Raw genomic sequence first — 16,369 nt, 5'->3', positions numbered from 1 at the left:
ATCACCGCGGCATCGGCCCCGCCATCACGTCGGCGGCAGGTCGTCCGCGCTGGATCAGCCGTGCCATCACCTGCAGGTGGGGTTCGGTATGCCCGAAGAACATCCGGTAGCCCTCGCACAGGTGGTTGAGGCCGGGTTCCCCGTCGTGGGTGAGGTCGAACCTGTCCTTGGGACATCCTCCGTGGCAGGCCCACCGCACCCGGCAGTCCAGGCACTGCTGGGGTAGGGCGGTGCGCTTGGATCGTCCGAAGTCTCGCTGCCGGGGCGAGGTGACCAGGTCGACGAGGCGGTCGCGGTGCACGTTGCCCAGCAGGTGCTCGGGTTCGACGTAGTGGTCGCAGGAGTACACGTCGCCGGTGTGCTCGACGGCGAGCGCTCCCCCGCACTCGGGAGCGTGCACGCACAGGGAGTAGCGCCCGAACATGGCTCCCAGCGCGGCGTCGACGTGTTGCACGAACACCTCACCCACGTCGCGGCTCAGCCACTCGTCGAAGATCGTGCACATGAAGGTGCCCCACTGCACCGGACGCACGCTGCGCGAGGTGACGCCCTCGCCGTGCTGGCGGTAGAGCACGTGCTCGCCCGAGGAGTCGCGCCACCCGGCCTCGGCCACCTCGTCCTCTCCCTGGGCGACCCGCTCGACGATCGGGATGAACTGCAGGAACCGCGCTCCCAGTTCGTCACGGAAGTGGCGGTACACGTCGAGCGGGTGGTCAGCGTTGGCCGAGTTCACCGTGCACAACACGTTGGTGTCGACGCCGTGGCGCTGCAGCACCCGCCAGCCACGGACGACCTGGGCGTGGGTTCCGCGGGCGGCCTTGTTGACCCGGTAGGTGTCGTGCAGGTGCTCGGGCCCGTCGATGCTGATGCCGACCAGCACGCGGTGCTCGGCGAGGAACTCGCCCCACTCGTCGTCGAGCAGGGTGCCGTTGGTCTGAAGCGCGTGCTCCACCCGCTGCCCCGGACGGGCCAACTCCTCGGTCAGGCGCACCGCCTCACGGAAGAAGCCCAGTCCGCGCAGCGTCGGCTCCCCTCCTTGCCAGGCCACGGTCACCGGGCCGTCCGGTTGGGAGTCGAGGTAGGCCGAGAGGTAGGTGAGCAGGGTTTCGTGGGACATCCGCTGGTCGGAGCCCGCCCACAGCACCTCCTTGGAGAGGAAGAAGCAGTACGAACAATCGAGGTTGCACGCCGCCCCGGTCGGTTTGGCCAGCAACGAGAACGGACGACGCCGACGCGACTCGGTCGGGATCGGCATCCCGCTGGTGGACGCTCGTGGAGCGAGGTCTGGTCGCAGAAGAGCGCGTGGTCCCTGAAGAGCGGGTGGTCGCGGAACTGGTGGTGGAACGGGTGTGGCGGCGGTGCTCACGGGCCCTCTCCTCGGCTGTTCGGGCCCATTCAGGCTATTCCCGCGCGTGTTGGTTCGCGGGCCGGGGTGGCTGGTTCCCGCCGCAGCGCCCGGCGCTAGCATCGTGGCGTTCGGCTCGGCGCTGAGGGCGCCGATCGAGGCCGACGGGGCCGTTAGGGGTCTGTCCGTGAGCAACGAGGGCAATCAGAACGAAGGGGCCGGATGGCCCGCGGATCCGAACCGCCAGGCCTGGGGCGATCCCACTCGTCCCCAGGGTCCGCCCGCCGGACCTGGTCAGGGCTACGGTCAGCCGGGACAGGGAAGTCAACCGGGATACGGGGCCCAACCGGGACACGGGGGCCAACCGGGATACGGGAGCCAACCGGGATACGGGGGCCAACACGGCTATCCCCCGCCGCCGCAGGGGTACGGCCCTGGTCCCCAGGGCTACGGACCCGGCCAACCGGGGTCTGCCCAGCATTACCCGGCGCCCGGCCCGGGCTACCCGCAACCGTCAGGTTTCGGGCCGAGGCAGCCGGGCCCGGGGGTCGGGTACGCCTCCGCACCACCGTCTCGTGGACGGGCCACTCCCCTGCTCGTGGTGGTGGCCGCGGTACTCGCCGTGGCGCTGATCGCGTCCATCGGTGTGATCATCTTCCTCAGGCGTGGGGGGGCGAGCAGGCCCTCGGTGGCGGCGGCGAGCCAGAGTCCCGTGGTCACGAGCGCGGTGGCCACCGAGGCCTCGCCCGCGACCGCGCAAGAGACCTCAGCCGTGGTCACACCCACACCCACCGAGGCGGCCTCGTCCGCACCGCCTCCCACCCCGACTCCGACGCCGACCCTGAGCGCCGATCAGTTGGCCAAGCAGGGTCTGGACGACCTGGTGCGCAGTGACGCGCCGGAGGTCTCGTTCGACGGTCACTACGTGGCGCAGTTGGCGTCGAAGGCCTTGGGCACGGTCGACCCGCTGGATCCCCCGCCGAGTGGGGCGGCAGCCTGGACCTGGCCCGACATCTACGACCAGCACATGCAGCTGCGTGACGACCTACGGTTCAGCGGCAGCGTGCGCCTGGTGTTGTCGACCAGCTTCGGGCGCGGCATCACCACCCGTGACGGACGGCCCTACTACGTCACGGTCTTCGACGGCGGCTTCACCAGCTCAGCGGAGGTCACCTCGTGGTGTGAGCAGACCTTCGCCGACCTGCCGGCCAAGGTGAGGGCGAACTCCTGCACGGTGGCCCGGCTCACTCCGGCCTGAACTGCGTGCCCTCGGTCGAGTAGGAGCGAGGGGGACGAGCGCCGTGTCGAGAACCCGGCGCCCGCCCGGGACGAACCCGTCCGCTCACATGTCGCGGTAGCGGCGTGCCTGCGCCAAGGCCTCGGTCAGTCCCTCGCGGTTGAGGCGGGGTCCGTAACCAGGGGTGTCGCGCTGAATGCGCCATCCCTCCGAGAGCGGCGTGACCTCGACGGCGTCGAAGCCGAACTGGTCGAGCAGCTTGCCGACCGTGGCGACTGCTTCGGCGTCGTCCCCGAACAGGGCGAGCGCCCGTCGATCAGGAGTGCCCGCGGGCAGACCGTGCGTGGTCAGTTCGGCGGAGTAGATGTGGTTGAACGCCTTGACGACCTTCGAGGTCGGCAGGTGCCTCTGCAGCAGCTCTGCCGTGGTGGTGGACTCGTCGTCGAGCTCGGCGATCTGCCCGTCACGCTGCGGGTAGTAGTTGTTGGTGTCGATGACGATCTTGCCGGCCAGCTCGTCGACGGGAATGGTGTCGATCACCTTCAGCGGCACCGTCACGACGGCGATGTCGGCAGCCTTCGCGGCCTCGACGGGGGTGGCGGCGCGTGCCTGGGGTCCGAGTTCGGCGACCAGATCCGCGAGGGTCTCGGGACCCCTGGAGTTGCTGATCACCACGTCGTAGCCGCTGGCCACTGCGAGTCGTGCCACCTGTGAGCCGATGTGTCCGGCACCGATCAATCCGATTGTTGTCATGTCTGGTCAACCGCGGTGGTGATCGAGCATTCCGGGTGACGCCTGAAGATCAGGAAGCGGCGCCTCGGCGCGACTGTTGATGGCCGGCGCCAGCGGTCCTGTGGACCGGCGCACTGATCGGCGAGGCGCCCCATCTGACCCTGCTTCTCGGTGGCCATTCCTCCTGCGAGGCGCCCGAGGCGGCCGATTCCGCAGCAGGTTGCCTCAAGATCGGCATTGGCGACGCACCTCGCGGGTCTTGATCTGTCTTGGCGCAACCTGCTGCGCCGCCGGCAGGTGCTCGTCAGTCAGCGACAGGCGCCTTCCTGGAGAAGGTGAAGTGGGTGACCCCGCTCGGAGTGGAGACCGCCTCGATCGAGTAGTCCTGCTCCAGCCCCTCCAGACCGTCCCAGAGCCGAACGCCTCGTCCCAGAGTGATCGGCACCTGAACGAGGTGCATGTGGTCGACCAGGCCTGCAGCAAGGAAGTCCTTCACCACGCTCGCCCCGCCCCCGATGCGCACGTCCTGACCCTCAGCGGCATCCATGGCAACCGCCAGCGCCTCCTGCGGTGACGCTTCGAGGAAGTGGAAGGTGGTGCCACCCTCCATGGGCATGGGCGGCAGCGGCCGGTGCGTGAGCACGAAGGTCGGCGTGTGGAAGGGCGGGTTCTCGCCCCACCATCCGCGCCACTCCGGGTCGTCCTGCCATCCGGGCGGGCCGAACTTGTTGGCGCCCATGATCTCGGCGCCGATCCCCGGACCGTGGCGCTCGGCGAACGCGTTGTCGGCGCCCATGGCTCCCTTCGGGGACCACGACCGGGTCGCGAACATCCACTCGTGCAGTTTGTGCCCGGCGTGCCCGAACGGAGCCTCCAGCGACTGGGGCTCGCCGGTGGCGAAGCCATCGAGTGAGATGGAGAAGTTGTGGATCCTGGTGATGGCCATGGGAAGTTCCTACACCTCAGGTGGTGCAGCGGTGATCATGCCGTAGACGAACAACCACGCGGCGCTCGCCGAGCCTGCCGGGTTGTCGTCCCAGCCACTCGGGGATTGACGGTCTAGAAGGCCGCCTGCGACCACACCCTGCCCTCACTGGTCACCAACTCCACGCCCTGCACCCCACCAGCCGGAACATCCACCGCCCAGGTGCCAGCGGCCGTCTCCGACCCGTAGGTCGAGGTCAGCGTCCACGACCCGACGGTGCGGCGCCTGCCATCGCCACCGACCACCACGCAGTCGTAGCTCTTGCCGGGCTTCGCGCGGGTGACGGTCACCACCAGCACCTGTCGTCCCGCAATGGTGGTCAGTCCCACCGTGCCGACGCTGGTGCCATCGGCCGTCACCAACGCCGCCGCTGACCGCACCGCTGTGGGACTGACGGCAGCCGGCTGCTGCCGGTCGTGGACGACGATCGTGCCGCCGATCCCGACCCCCAGGCCGACCACGAGGGCGGCAGCCACCGCGAGCACCCCCCTCGTCCAGCGAGGTCGCGTTACCCGAAGGGCGCGGGTTGGGGCGACCGCTGCAACGGGTTCCTCGCCCAACTGCATGGCCTGCAGCACTCGTCCGGAGAATCCCGCCGGGGGTGCGATCGAGGGAACGGCGGCCAGCACCTGCTGGGCTCCGTCCGAGATCTCGGCGTAGCGGGAGCGGCAGGCGTCACAGGAAGCCAGGTGGGCGCTCAGCCGGGCGCGTTCGTCCGGCTCCGGGGTCTGCAGAACCAGATCGACCAGCGCGTCGTCGTCGGGATGCCGCTCAGTCATCGTCCACCTCAGAATGTTCAGCCACCACGGTGGCACGCATACGCCGTAGTCCGGTGCGGATCCTCGTCTTCGCGGTGCCCAAGGGGATCCCCTCCAGGTCGGCCACCTGCTGGGCCGTGTGTCCGGCGATGACCGCCAGCACCACCGCTCGTGCCTGCTCCGGCGGGAGGGCCCGCAGCCGCTCGGCGGCGTCCAGGTGCTCCACCCGAGCACCGGACTGGTCGGGGTTGCCGCTCAGCGTGGTCGAGATCAGACGCTCCATCACCTCGCCGTCGATCGGGGTCGAGCGTTGGGTTCGGATCGTGTCGATCGCGGCGTTGCGGGTGATCGCCAACAACCAGGTGAGCACCGAGGCCCGCCGCTGGTCATACACTGCGGCCGCCCGCCAGGCCCGCAGGAAGGCCTCCTGGCTGACCTCCTCGGCCAGCCCCCGGTCGCGGGTGATCGACAGCGCCAGTCCGAACACGCGTCCCTCGAACCGTCGGACGAATGCTGCCGCGGCCGCGTCGTCGTTGACCACCAGACCAGCCACGAGGGCAGCGTCCGGCGCCCGATCGGCGAGCGAGAAGAGGGTCACATGCTGATCTACGGATGAACCCGTCCCAGGGATTGCGCGGAGACCAATCTGTCGTCGGCGCAATCCCTGCGGACGCTGCATCCGTATCACTGGGAACGGCAGCGGCCACGGTGAACACCGGGCCGACGATTCTCAGGAGGAATGGTGTCCGCTCTCTTCACCCGAACAAATCGCTCCACCCACTCACCTCTCACCCACTCAGCTCCCACAGAGTCACCCCTCATCCGGGCCGCTGGTCCACACCGGGCGCCTCGCGTGATGGGGCGTCCGTTCCCCACGAGCACAGCGTCCCGCATCCGGGTGCTCGCCGGAAGTGCCGTCGTCGTGCTCGCGATGGCGGCCTGCAGTTCACCGGCAGCGACCCCGTCCGCAGGAAACACGGTGCCCAGCTCGAGTTCGTCGATGCAGTCGTCGAGCGCCGCCGCTGACGGTCAGTACGGGTCGAGCAGTTCGGCCCCCAGTTCTTCGGCTCCCAGCTCGTCGGCTCCCATGGGTGACAGGCTGACGCTCGCCATGTCAGACACCCCGCTGGGCTCGATCGTGGTCGACGGTGCCGGGATGACGCTCTACATGTTCACCAAGGACGCCTCCAACACCAGCGCCTGCGAGGGCGACTGCCTGGTCAAGTGGCCGCCCCTGCTGGGCAAGCCGAAGGCCGGGGCCGGGGTCGACGACTCCAAGTTGGGCTCGTTCACCCGCAAGGACGGTCGTGAGCAGGCCACCTACAACGGCTGGCCGCTCTACTACTGGTTCAACGACAAGGCCAAGGGCGACACCACCGGGCAGAATGTCGGCTCGGTCTGGTTCGTGCTCGACCGCGACGGCAACCCGATCAAGAAGTAGACGATGAACATCGGTGGACTTCCGCTGCACCCGCTGATCGTGCACGTCGCGGTGGTGCTGGTGCCGCTGTCGGCGTTGGGAGGGTTGGTCCTGAGCTGGCGTCCGGGGCTCCGCGCCCGGTTCGGTTGGCTGACGGTGGCCTTCGCGGCGGCGGGCGCGGCAGGGGCGCTGGCGGCCAGGCTCACCGGTCCAGCGCTCGCGTCCCAGATCGGGATCGGCTCGAGCCCCCAGTTCGCGACGCACCGCATGTGGGGCCTGTGGGCACCGTGGCCCGCCTTGGTGTTGGCCCTCTCGCTCGCCGCTCTGGTGTGGTCCGACAGCGGCACCGCGATCGCCGGCGGACGGTCGGGACGACGAACCCTTGGCGTCGGACCACCGCAGGATCGCCGGACGCTCCGTCTGGCCTCGACGGTGGTCGTCGTGGTGAGTGCGCTGGCCTCGCTGGTGCTGGTCACCCTGGTCGGCCACTCGGGCGCCACCCTGGTGTGGGGAGGTCGCTGATCCCAGAACCTGCGATGCGTGGCCCGCAGCCCCCCGCCCTCGTCCGGACGAACCCCACGGGTCCGGGCGAGGGACGGGCGCGTTGGCCGATGAATGGCGCGCCACTACTCCGCCGGCTTGGCCTTCTGGGGGTAGGGCGTCTCGTGGCGGGCGAGCATGGCCACGAACTCCCTGATCTTTCGCTCACGGGTCTCGGCCCGCTTGACCGCATTCACGCGATGGATGATCGAGAAGCGGTTGGACTTGGTGAGCACCTCGAACATGGCCCGGGCTTCAGGCACCGCCTCGATGGCGGCCAGTAGGTCGTCCGGCACCTCCGCTTCCGAGGGTGGTGGGTACGCGGCTGCCCACCTGCCATCGGCCTTCGCGGCCTCGACGGCGGCGCGGCCGGCGGGGAGCATCCTTCCCTCAGCCTCGAGCCGGGCGACGTGTTCGACGTTGCGACGCGACCAGATGCTTCGTGGTCGGCGAGGCGTGAACCGAATCCAGGAACTCTCCTGGTCGCGGCTGCGGGCCTGCCCGTCGATCCAGCCGAAGCAGAGCGCCTCGTCCACGGCGAGCTGCCAGGTCAGGGTCGTGACGGTGCCGCCCTTCCGGGTCAACGCCAGCCAGACGCCCGGGGACGTGTCGTGGTGGGCGAGCAGCCAGGCGTGGAGCTCCTCGGAATCGGCGAGCACCAGCTCCTCCAGTTCAGCCATGGCGGCAGGCTAACCGGAGTTCAGGGTCGGCCGTCCGATCGCGCTCGCACCCACAGGGCGAGTTCGGTGCGCGTACTGAACCCCAGTTTCGCCAGCGCGCTGCGCACATGGGACTCGACGGTGCGCACCGACACGACGAGTTGGTCGGCGATCTGCCGGTTGGTGCGCGCCTGGCCCACCAACCGCGCCACCTGGAGTTCCCGCGTGGTGAGCACGGGAGCGTCGGTCGGAGCGGGACGGGCCAGCAGCCGCTCCGCGCCCAGGAGGGGGCCGGGCATGTCGAGCAGCCGGAACTCCTCAGCGGCGGCCGCGGCCAGCTCCCGCACGGTCGGTGTCCCCGACCGATGTCCGGCGGACGGTGCGGGATCGTGTTCCAGGCATTCCGCGAGCCCGAGCCGGGCCAGTGCGACATAGGGACGAGCCCCGATCCGCTGGTTCGCGGTGATGGCTCGTGTGAAGTGGTCGGCGGCGACGTCCCGCTGACCCGCAGCCACCGCGATCACCCCGAGCGGGAACTCGTTCGATCCCGAGTAGAACGGTGTCCCACCACCATCAGCGCCGTACCAAGGCGCGGTGGGGGCGAGCAGGGCGTGGCACCTGCGGGCCAGGTCAGGGTCGTCCAGCGCAGCGGCGGCCAGACCGATCTGCCCCAAGGTGCCCATCCACCGCGGCCCCACCGGAACACGCTCGGGAAGGTCCGCCAGGGTGGCCAGCAGTGCGACCGCCCGGCCGCGATCGCCTGCCAGGGCGAGGGCGCGGGCCAGACTGGCGCGCACCAGCGGGATGCCCGTGGCCTCCTCGAGCACGCGCAGCCCCGGCTCGGTGATCTCGCCCGGGTCACCCCGGAGCAGGGCCAGTTGGACGCAGACGATGTGGTACATCCCGATCAGGGACCGATCCCCGGTTCGATCGGCGATCCGGAGGCCGGCCCCGGCCTGGGTTCTGGCCCCGTCGAAGTCTCCCAACACGGCAGCGACCAACCCCCTCAACCGATGCTCGTGCCAGCGGGCCACCGGTGAGGAACGTCGGGCGGCGACGCGTGCGATCTGCACGATGGCGTCGTCGAGAGCGACCAGGTCGCCCCGCTGCAACGCGATGTCGGCCTGCCACAGGTGGCCCCAGAGGGTTCCCATCGCCGTCGTGGACGAGCGCCCCAGTTCGACGGCTCGTTCGGCCAGCGGCACTCGTTCGTCGATGGCCTGGGGGTAGGAGAGCACGAGATGCCGAGCCGCGATGGCCTCCAGCTCTGCGGTGGGCGAATACGAACGGCGAGCCAAGGTCAGTGCCGCGACAGACAAGGCGTCGGCACTCGCATCGACGGCGTCCTCGGCCGCAGCGACGGCCATCTGACTGCTCAGCCGGGCCCTGGTCGTGAGGTCCTCCGGAGGCACCCGGGACAGGGCTCGCCGACACAGACCGGCGACGACACGCGCCACCTCACGCGAGCCGATGCCCTGCGGGACGAGGGCGGCGCGCGCCATCAGGTCGGGACGATCGGCCGCCTCCGCCACGTCGACAGCCTCCACACAGGAGTCGACGGCTGCCGGGACCTGGTTCGCCAGCCATTCGTAACCGGCCAACTCCACCAGACACTCGGCAAGCTCGGCGTCGTCGTGGTCGAGTCGACGGGTGTGTCGGACGCACATCCGCGAGAACGCCACCGCCTCCTCGTGGGCGTGGACGGCCGCGGCCCGGGCGGCGGCCGCTCGGGCGGCGTCGCGGCAGTTGACCGAGGCTGCATGTCCCTCGGCCCGATCCCAGTGAACCGCGCTGGGACCCACCAACAGCTCGTCCCCACTGGACTGCATGGCCGCCGCTATCGAGGCCTCCCTGGCAGAGCGATGGTGGGCTTCGGTGTCGGCGATGACGGCGTCACGCACCAGCGCGTGGGTGAACGACAGTCCGGTGGCGCGGTGCTGCAACAGTCCGGCCCGACAACCTTGGGCGATGTGGTCGGTGACCTGTGCGACCGTGCGCCCGCACGCCGCGGCGAGCAGGGTCGGTGAGAGCCGCTCCGACATCAGGGCAGCGGTGATCAGGGTGTCACGCGCCTCGTCGGTGAGCTGCAGCAGCGGCGCCGCGAGCAGGCCCCTGATGTCCTGCCGCTCAGCCAGCACGTCGTCGAGGTCACCCGACGCGGGCGGCGCCTGGGAGGTGACGGCGTGGATGAAGAAGGGATTCCCGTCCGAACGGCGCACCAGTTCGTGGACCAGAGCACCCCAGCCCGTCAGCGACGGGTCGCTCGACAGCCACTGGGCCACGGCCCCGGGGTCGAGTCCCGTCAACCGGACGAGCACCGATCCGCCACCACGCAGCAGATCGGGAAGGGCGCGCCCGAACGCGGTCGCCGCGTCATCCCGGGCGGTGGCCAGCACGACAACCCGCGAATGGGGCAGGTCGAAGGCGACGTGACGAAGGACCGCCACCGACAGGGAGTCCGCCCAGTGCAGATCCTCGAGCAGCACCAGCAGACCGGACGGCTCGGCGGCATGGGTCAGGGCATCGACGACCGCCTCTGCCACCCCGAAGCGTCCGGCGTCGTTGTCGAGATCGGCCTGCTTCACGGCGGCGACCACCGTGTCGAGTTCGGGCAGTTGTCGCGCGAGCCGACTCCACGGCCACAGAGCCGGGGCCCCCGTGTCGTCCACGGCGAAGCCATGGGCGGTGCGCAGACCCACGGCGGCGGCCCTCTCGATGCCCGCCAGGCCCAGCATCGTCTTGCCGATCCCGGCCTCTCCGGTGACCAGCACGAGCCCGCCTCGACCGGCCGACGCGGCGGCGACCGCGTCGTCGATGACAGCAAGCTGGGCGGAGCGACCCACCATCGCGACCACGTGACCATTGTCACGCCGCGGGATGCCGGGCGACGCCCGAATTCATTCGTCCCGGGACCCGATCACGTGTCCCATCCCTGATGACCAGGGCGGGGCGGAGATCTCAGTGGCGAATTCGGTGGCAGCACTGAGGCGTGCGGGGCGTTCGCGGCGCACCGTGGAGGCATTCCCACCACCGGTGAACCCGAAGGAGTCGCCATGCACGCCCAACTCATGATCTTCGATGGACCGCAATCGCCCGAGCTGCTCGCGGCCGCCGAACTCGCCGACACCCAACGCATCAGACCGCTGATCGATGCGAACCAGCGACTGCGTGACGACATCGTGGCTCGCTACGACCTGCGCCAGGCCGACGGTGGCCGGGCGATCCTGCTGGTCACCGGTTCGGAGTCGACACTCGACCTGCTCGCCGAGGTGGTGATGACCTCGCAGCTGGTGCCCGGTGAGGACCCTGCGCTGCTGCCGGGACCCTCCCGGGTGGAGCGATACACCGTTGCCGAGGCGTTCGTCGCTGATCGGGCTGGCGCGCGATGAACGCCCCGTCCGGGCCCGACCTGACGTCGGTGCCGAGCGAGAACTCCAGGTGGACGGTCGTGCCCGAGTCCTCGACGGCCACCTTCTCGGTGCGGGACAAGCTGGTCGCCACCACCCGGGGCACCCTACCGATCACCGCTGGTCGGGTCGTCACCGACGCGGATGGATCCGTGGTGTCATCCCGGGTCGACCTCGACCTGACGAGGGTGGACACCGGCAATGCCCACCGTGACCGCGACCTGCAGAAGCCATCGTTGCTCGATGGCGTGGGCCATCCGGTCATCAGCGTGCACACCGGCCCGACGACACCCCAGGTGACGCAGTGGACGGTGCCGGCGACTCTGTCGGCGCGTGGGGCGTCCTGCCCGCTCGAATTGCACGTGAGCGGGACGACCACCGACCAGGACCACGCGCAGGTACACGTGACCGCCCGGCTCGATCGCACGGGACTGGGTATGCGGGTGCCGACCTTCATCATCGGCCGCCTCGTCGACATCGACGTGGCCGCGCTCTTCGAACGCACGGGCACGTCGACGGGCGGTTGAGACCTGAGGCTCAGCGGATGGGCGGCGCTGCGCCGTATTCAGCATCGGTGACGGGTTCGAGCCAGTGGACGACGGCATGGTCGGCGTCCGCCTCGTTGATGGCGAGATGAACCATGAACCGGTTGGGAGCAGCGCCATGCCAATGCTCTTCGTCCGCCTCGAACAGCACCCTGTCACCGGGCCGGATCACCTCGATCGGCCCCCCGCGACGTTGGCACAGGCCCACACCCTCGGTGACGAAGACGGTTTGGCTCAGGGGGTGACGATGCCAGTGGGTGCGGGCCGAGGGCGTGAAGTGGACGAGCTTTGCCGAGAGCCGTGACGGGGCGGGCGCATCGGCGACGGTGTCGATGTAGACGTCGCCGGTGAACCAGTCGTCCGGTCCCTTGACCGTGTCGATGGAGCTGGGAGTGATCTGCATGGTGGCTTCCCTTCGCTGTGGCCTGTCACGGAGTCTGTCACCACCATGCCTACCGCCAAGGGTGTCCTGGCAGGGGTGTACTGGCAGGGACTGCCTCAGGGCCAAGCCGCGACCTACGGTGGGCAGCAAGGAGCACCGAGCAGTGGCTCGGGATGTGCTGACAACAACGAAGGAATGACCTCATGCACCAGCGCACACTCGGACAAGGCCTCGAGGTCTCAGCCATCGGTTTGGGCTGCATGACCACGACCGGCGGCTACGGCCAGTCACCTGACCGCGGCGAGATGATCACGATGATCCGCGGTGCCCTCGACCTGGGAGTCACCTTCTTCGACACCGCGGAGATCTACGGCCCGCACGCGAACGAGGAACTGGTCGGTGAGGCGCTGGCACCCGTCCGCGACCAGGTGGTGATCGCCACCAAGTTCGCCCAGCACATCGATCCGGCCGAACGCCGACCCACCGGACGCATGCTGCTCCCGGACGAGGTGGCCTCGGCCGTCGATGGTTCGCTGCAGCGGCTCGGTGTCGACGTCATCGATCTCTACTACCAGCACCGGGTGAATCCCGAGGTGCCGATCGAGGAGTTCGCGGGCGCGTTGGGAGAGCTCATCCGAGCCGGCAAGATCAAGCACTGGGGCATGTCGGAGGCCGCCGAGGCCACCATCCGCCGCGCCCACGCCGTCACCCCGGTGACGGCCATCCAGAGCGAGTACTCACTGTGGTGGCGGCGCCCCGAGGAAGGTGTGCTGGCCGCCTGCGCGGAGCTCGGCATCGGGTTCGTCCCGTTCAGTCCGCTCGGCAAGGGCTTCCTGACCGGAACTGTCGCCGCCTCGACAACGTTCGAGCAGGGCACGGACCTTCGCGCCCAGATTCCCCGGTTCGCTCCCGAGGCACTCGCCAAGAACCTCGCCCTCGTCGAGGTGGTCACGTCTGTCGCCGAAGCGAAGGGAGCCACCCCGGGACAGGTTGCGCTGGCCTGGCTGCTCGCCCAGAAGCCGTGGATCGTGCCGATTCCCGGCACGACCAAGCCCCACCGCTTGGCGGAGAACGCCGGCGCGGCCGATGTCGAGCTGACGGCGGCCGAGGTGGACGCTCTCACGGCAGCCTCTGATGCGATCGAGATCGAGGGCGGGCGCTACCCCGAATTCCTGGAGGCGCAGACCAACCTCTGACCGCAACGGCGGACCACTGGGGACATGTGTGCCGCCGGGGGTGGCTGTCGTGGTCGCCCTTGTCGGGGGACGCTGAACGCTGCAAGCTTGAGCCCTGATCTCGCGGAGGTGTCATGGGCAAGTTGATCTATGCGGCCAACGTCTCACTCGACGGGTACCTCGAGGACGAGAACGGAGCCTTCGACTGGTCGGTGCCGGATGAGCAGGTGCACGCGTTCTGGAACGACCACGAACGCCGTATCGGAACGTCCCTCTACGGACGGCGCATGTACGAGACGATGCGCGTCTGGGAGGACGACGACTGGCTGGCGGACGAGCCAGAGGTCGTGCGTGAATACGCGCAGATTTGGCGTGCCTCCGACAAGGTCGTCTACTCCTCGACCCTGACCGAGGTGTCGACCGCGCGGACCCTCATCGAGAATCACTTCGACCCGGAGGGCGTGCGGCTTCTCAAGGAACGCAGCGATTCGGATCTGAGCATCGGTGGCGCGGGGATTGCCGCGGAGGCTTTCCGGCACGGCCTGGTCGACGAGTGCGTACTGCTGCTCTGCCCGGTGGCGGTGGGTGGTGGGAAGCCGGCCCTACCGCGCGGTCTGCGACTCAACCTCGCCCTCTTGGACGAGCGGCGGTTCGACAACGGGGTCGTCTACGTGCGGTACGCGGTCCGCTCGGACTGATTGTTCGACTGCTCAGAGGTCGACGGGCGGCGGGAAGGCAAGCCAGGCCAGCAATGCGCCGTTGGCCACGACCGTGCACCAGAACACGATCTGGAACGGTCTCTTGCTGGTCTTGTGTCGGTAGAGCCTCTGGGCGATCAGCGCGCGGGCCATCCGCCCAGTACAGAAACCACGTGCAGCGTCGACTCGGGCGTTCTCCACGCGCCTCGAAGTGCAGCCGACTTGTCCCGGCGGTACAGGACGACGGCGACGAGGCTCATCAGCAAAGTGGCGAGCAAGGCTGCGATCGGGAGCACCTTCACGGCGGCGAGAGCGCCCACCACGGCCAGGAAGGTGACGGACAGGGCCGCGGCAGCGCCCACGCCATGTCTTCCTCGGCGGGCTTGGCCCGGACGTCCTCCGCAGTCGACCTGCGTGGCCCGAAGCCGCCCACGATCCTCGGTCTGGGCGCTGTAGGTGACGGCTGTTCCCACCACCGGACGAGGACCCGTGGGTAGTTCGCTGACGTGGACGAAGACCTGGGAACCACCTGCGGTAGGGGTGATGAAGCCAAAGCCCCGCTCGTCATTCCAGCGGGTCACGACACCGTGTTGCCTCACCCTGCCTCCGGGCGTGAATGGGCGACAATAGCGGCCGCGCTAGCGAGCTTAGTGCCGCGCCACTCAGCTTCTGCGTGGCGTTGATCGTGCAGGTCCGTCGGGGACGCTACGTCGCGTGGGCCTACTGGCTGGCCGTGGTCATGGTCGGCATGTTCGGGACGATGGCCGCGGACGTGCTGCACGTCGGGTTCGGCGTCCCCTACACGGTCTCGTCCGGGTTGTACGCCGTGGGGCTGGCCGCGGTATTCCTCCCCTGGCGCCGGGTTGGGGGGACCCTGTCCATCCACCTCGTCGACACTGTGCGCCGAAAACTGTTCTATTGGGCGGCTGTCGCGGCGACGTTCGCCATGGGCACCGCACTGGGCGAGTTCACCGCGTACACCGCACACCTGGGCTTCTTCGCGTCGGTCGTCCTGCTCGCCGCGCTGATCCTCGTGCCCGCCGTGGGTTACACGCGCTACGGCTGGAAACCGGTGTTTTCGTTCTGGTTCGCCTACATTGGCACCGTCCCTTGGGTGCGTCGGTCGCGGACTGGCTCGCCAAGCCGGTGAGCCTCGGGGGTGGGGGGTTTGGCGACGGGCAGGTGACGCTAGTCCTCGGCGCTCTGATCGTCGGGTTCTCTCGTACTCGAGCGTCAGCGGACGCGATGTGCAGCCTCCGCTCGGCGTGGTCTCCTTCGCGATGAGCTGGGCCGCGGTAGCCGATGAACACTGATGGGGCCATCGTGTGTCCTCGGATGAGGCTGGGCATGACCGAGGCGTCGGCGACCTTCGATGCCCTTGACGCGCAGTGAGGGGTCGACGACCGTGGTCGGGTCATCGAGTTTGCCCATCAGCGCGGTCCCGACCGGGCGGACAGTGATCACGAACTGGGCTGATGATGCTGAGCATGGCGAGGTCAGTGGCTTGTGCGAACGCCACCGGCATCAGTCGCTCGCTGTTGTACAAGGCCGGCCGTCAAGCGCTGGCACGAGGTCCGGGGGCTACCTAGCCTGGGTTACGTCGTCCTCCCCAGGCAGGTCACCTGCGGGGGTGTCGCAGTCTGACGTCTCGCTGGGGATGAGACCTTCGGTCGAGTTCGCCCCCGTCGGCGAAATCGACTTCGGCCGACGGCCTAGCGATGCACTCGCACCGGGCTGCAGGCAGTGGCCGGGATCACCTGTGACATGCTGACCCGGGAGCGGCCGTACCGCGATCCGGCGCAAGCTGGGTACTTCAAACGCCACGAGCAATTTCACGGGCCTGCGCGCTCCAGGCGGCCAGCACCGAGCGCGCGACGGCCCCCGGGTCCGGTGCGTCGTTGAGGGCCCGGAGCATGGCGACTCCTTTGACGCCTGCTGCGGCGAGTAACGAGATGTCGTCGCTCTGGACGTCCCCTATGGCGATGATTGGTAGTTCGGTCGCACCCACCAGGTGGAAGTATCCCTCGATGCCGAGGGGAGTCCGGCCGGTGTCCTTGGTGGGTGTGTGACGCAGCGGACCGCACCCCAGGTAGTCGACGACCCCGGCCAGGCTGTTCGCGGCGGCGACGGCCGACAGCGACCCCGCAGTGGCGCCGATGAGGGCCTCGGGTCCGAGAAGGGCCCGTGCGTCGGGGGGCGGCAGGTCGTCGGCTCCGAGATGGACGCCGTGCACCGTTGCTCCGGCCCGGCGCGCGGCCCAGGCGACGTCGGCGCGGTCGTTGACCAGCACCCGAGTCCGAGGGTTGGCGGAGGCCACCGCCCGCGCCACCTCGATGGTGAGGCTGAGTAGTTGTCTGGTGGTGGCATCCTTCGCTCGCACCTGGACGACCCCGGCGCCGCCCGCAGCCACCTGTGCGGCAACCTGAACCGCGCGCCGGTCGGTACCCGAGGTCAGTGCGTACAGCCGGAAGTCGACGCCCACGGCG

Annotated in this window: 19 protein-coding genes; 8 read left to right on the top strand and 11 right to left on the bottom strand. The window is 69.2% G+C overall.

Annotated elements, in window-relative coordinates:
- Window position 1 precedes the first annotated feature (1 nt).
- A complete protein-coding gene (locus tag H507_RS0101475) occupies window positions 2–1,255 on the bottom strand; it encodes an anaerobic sulfatase maturase (RefSeq protein ID WP_022908951.1) in 1,254 nt (417 codons plus the stop codon).
- Between the two features lie 691 nt (window positions 1,256–1,946).
- Here H507_RS0101475 and H507_RS17765 point away from each other — a divergent pair.
- On the top strand, window positions 1,947–2,603 hold the full coding sequence (locus H507_RS17765) for a hypothetical protein (protein WP_157438841.1): 657 nt from the start codon (window positions 1,947–1,949) through the stop codon (window positions 2,601–2,603).
- Window positions 2,604–2,687: 84 nt separating this feature from the next.
- Here H507_RS17765 and H507_RS0101465 read toward each other — a convergent pair whose 3' ends face one another.
- From H507_RS0101465 to H507_RS0101450, 4 genes are all read right to left on the bottom strand, one after another.
- Window positions 2,688–3,335 (bottom strand): NADPH-dependent F420 reductase, encoded by a 648-nt coding sequence (locus tag H507_RS0101465; protein WP_022908949.1) that lies wholly within the window; start codon window positions 3,333–3,335, stop codon window positions 2,688–2,690.
- Between the two features lie 283 nt (window positions 3,336–3,618).
- A complete protein-coding gene (locus tag H507_RS0101460; RefSeq protein ID WP_022908948.1) occupies window positions 3,619–4,260 on the bottom strand; it encodes a dihydrofolate reductase family protein in 642 nt (213 codons plus the stop codon).
- 113 nt (window positions 4,261–4,373) lie between these two features.
- A complete protein-coding gene (locus H507_RS0101455; protein ID WP_022908947.1) occupies window positions 4,374–5,078 on the bottom strand; it encodes a zf-HC2 domain-containing protein in 705 nt (234 codons plus the stop codon).
- The gene (locus H507_RS0101450; protein ID WP_022908946.1) at window positions 5,071–5,655 is read right to left on the bottom strand and encodes an RNA polymerase sigma factor; all 585 of its coding nucleotides are present in this window, start codon (window positions 5,653–5,655) and stop codon (window positions 5,071–5,073) included. The genes H507_RS0101455 and H507_RS0101450 overlap by 8 nt, the downstream gene beginning before the upstream one ends.
- A gap of 513 nt (window positions 5,656–6,168) precedes the next feature.
- Between H507_RS0101450 and H507_RS18035 the strand changes: the two genes are divergently transcribed.
- Both H507_RS18035 and H507_RS0101440 read left to right on the top strand, forming a co-directional pair.
- Window positions 6,169–6,498, top strand: a complete 330-nt coding sequence (locus H507_RS18035; protein ID WP_051139597.1) for a COG4315 family predicted lipoprotein — start codon at window positions 6,169–6,171, stop codon at window positions 6,496–6,498.
- A 3-nt stretch (window positions 6,499–6,501) separates the two neighbouring features.
- Complete coding sequence (locus H507_RS0101440) at window positions 6,502–6,999, top strand: DUF2231 domain-containing protein (protein ID WP_022908944.1); 498 nt, start codon at window positions 6,502–6,504, stop codon at window positions 6,997–6,999.
- A gap of 104 nt (window positions 7,000–7,103) precedes the next feature.
- Here H507_RS0101440 and H507_RS0101435 read toward each other — a convergent pair whose 3' ends face one another.
- On the bottom strand, window positions 7,104–7,697 hold the full coding sequence (locus H507_RS0101435; protein WP_022908943.1) for a YdeI/OmpD-associated family protein: 594 nt from the start codon (window positions 7,695–7,697) through the stop codon (window positions 7,104–7,106).
- Window positions 7,698–7,717: 20 nt separating this feature from the next.
- The gene (locus H507_RS0101430) at window positions 7,718–10,522 is read right to left on the bottom strand and encodes a helix-turn-helix transcriptional regulator (protein ID WP_245558827.1); all 2,805 of its coding nucleotides are present in this window, start codon (window positions 10,520–10,522) and stop codon (window positions 7,718–7,720) included.
- A 207-nt stretch (window positions 10,523–10,729) separates the two neighbouring features.
- Here H507_RS0101430 and H507_RS13925 point away from each other — a divergent pair, with 207 nt between their 5' ends.
- Window positions 10,730–11,065 (top strand): hypothetical protein, encoded by a 336-nt coding sequence (locus H507_RS13925; RefSeq protein WP_022908940.1) that lies wholly within the window; start codon window positions 10,730–10,732, stop codon window positions 11,063–11,065.
- The gene (locus H507_RS13920; RefSeq protein ID WP_022908939.1) at window positions 11,062–11,610 is read left to right on the top strand and encodes a YceI family protein; all 549 of its coding nucleotides are present in this window, start codon (window positions 11,062–11,064) and stop codon (window positions 11,608–11,610) included. Before H507_RS13925 ends, H507_RS13920 begins: the two co-directional genes overlap by 4 nt.
- Window positions 11,611–11,620: 10 nt before the next feature.
- Here H507_RS13920 and H507_RS0101410 read toward each other — a convergent pair whose 3' ends face one another.
- Window positions 11,621–12,031 (bottom strand): (R)-mandelonitrile lyase, encoded by a 411-nt coding sequence (locus H507_RS0101410; RefSeq protein WP_022908938.1) that lies wholly within the window; start codon window positions 12,029–12,031, stop codon window positions 11,621–11,623.
- Window positions 12,032–12,213: 182 nt separating this feature from the next.
- Here H507_RS0101410 and H507_RS0101405 point away from each other — a divergent pair, with 182 nt between their 5' ends.
- Window positions 12,214–13,206 carry an aldo/keto reductase gene (locus H507_RS0101405; RefSeq protein ID WP_022908937.1) on the top strand — a complete coding sequence of 331 codons (993 nt, stop codon included), beginning with the start codon at window positions 12,214–12,216 and terminating at the stop codon, window positions 13,204–13,206.
- A 113-nt stretch (window positions 13,207–13,319) separates the two neighbouring features.
- The gene (locus H507_RS0101400) at window positions 13,320–13,883 is read left to right on the top strand and encodes a dihydrofolate reductase family protein (protein WP_022908936.1); all 564 of its coding nucleotides are present in this window, start codon (window positions 13,320–13,322) and stop codon (window positions 13,881–13,883) included.
- Window positions 13,884–13,895: 12 nt separating this feature from the next.
- Here the strand turns inward: H507_RS0101400 and H507_RS18030 are convergent, their stop codons facing one another.
- Together H507_RS18030 and H507_RS18025 are read right to left on the bottom strand one after the other, a co-directional pair.
- On the bottom strand, window positions 13,896–14,036 hold the full coding sequence (locus H507_RS18030; protein ID WP_211217280.1) for a DUF1294 domain-containing protein: 141 nt from the start codon (window positions 14,034–14,036) through the stop codon (window positions 13,896–13,898).
- Entirely contained in the window at window positions 14,021–14,464 is a 444-nt protein-coding gene (locus tag H507_RS18025; protein WP_211217279.1) for a DUF1294 domain-containing protein, read from the bottom strand. Before H507_RS18025 ends, H507_RS18030 begins: the two co-directional genes overlap by 16 nt.
- Before the next feature lie 92 nt (window positions 14,465–14,556).
- Here H507_RS18025 and H507_RS13910 point away from each other — a divergent pair, with 92 nt between their 5' ends.
- On the top strand, window positions 14,557–15,033 hold the full coding sequence (locus H507_RS13910) for a COG4705 family protein (protein ID WP_169512670.1): 477 nt from the start codon (window positions 14,557–14,559) through the stop codon (window positions 15,031–15,033).
- Between the two features lie 663 nt (window positions 15,034–15,696).
- Here H507_RS13910 and H507_RS0101385 read toward each other — a convergent pair.
- Window positions 15,697–16,365, bottom strand: coding sequence for a thiamine phosphate synthase (locus tag H507_RS0101385; protein WP_022908934.1), 669 nt, complete (start codon window positions 16,363–16,365; stop codon window positions 15,697–15,699).
- Between the last annotated feature and the right edge of the window lie 4 nt (window positions 16,366–16,369).

The sequence above is a fragment of the Aestuariimicrobium kwangyangense DSM 21549 genome, from assembly GCF_000421525.1.
GTDB lineage: Bacteria > Actinomycetota > Actinomycetes > Propionibacteriales > Propionibacteriaceae > Aestuariimicrobium > Aestuariimicrobium kwangyangense.
This window is presented reverse-complemented; position numbering and strand designations above follow the sequence as displayed.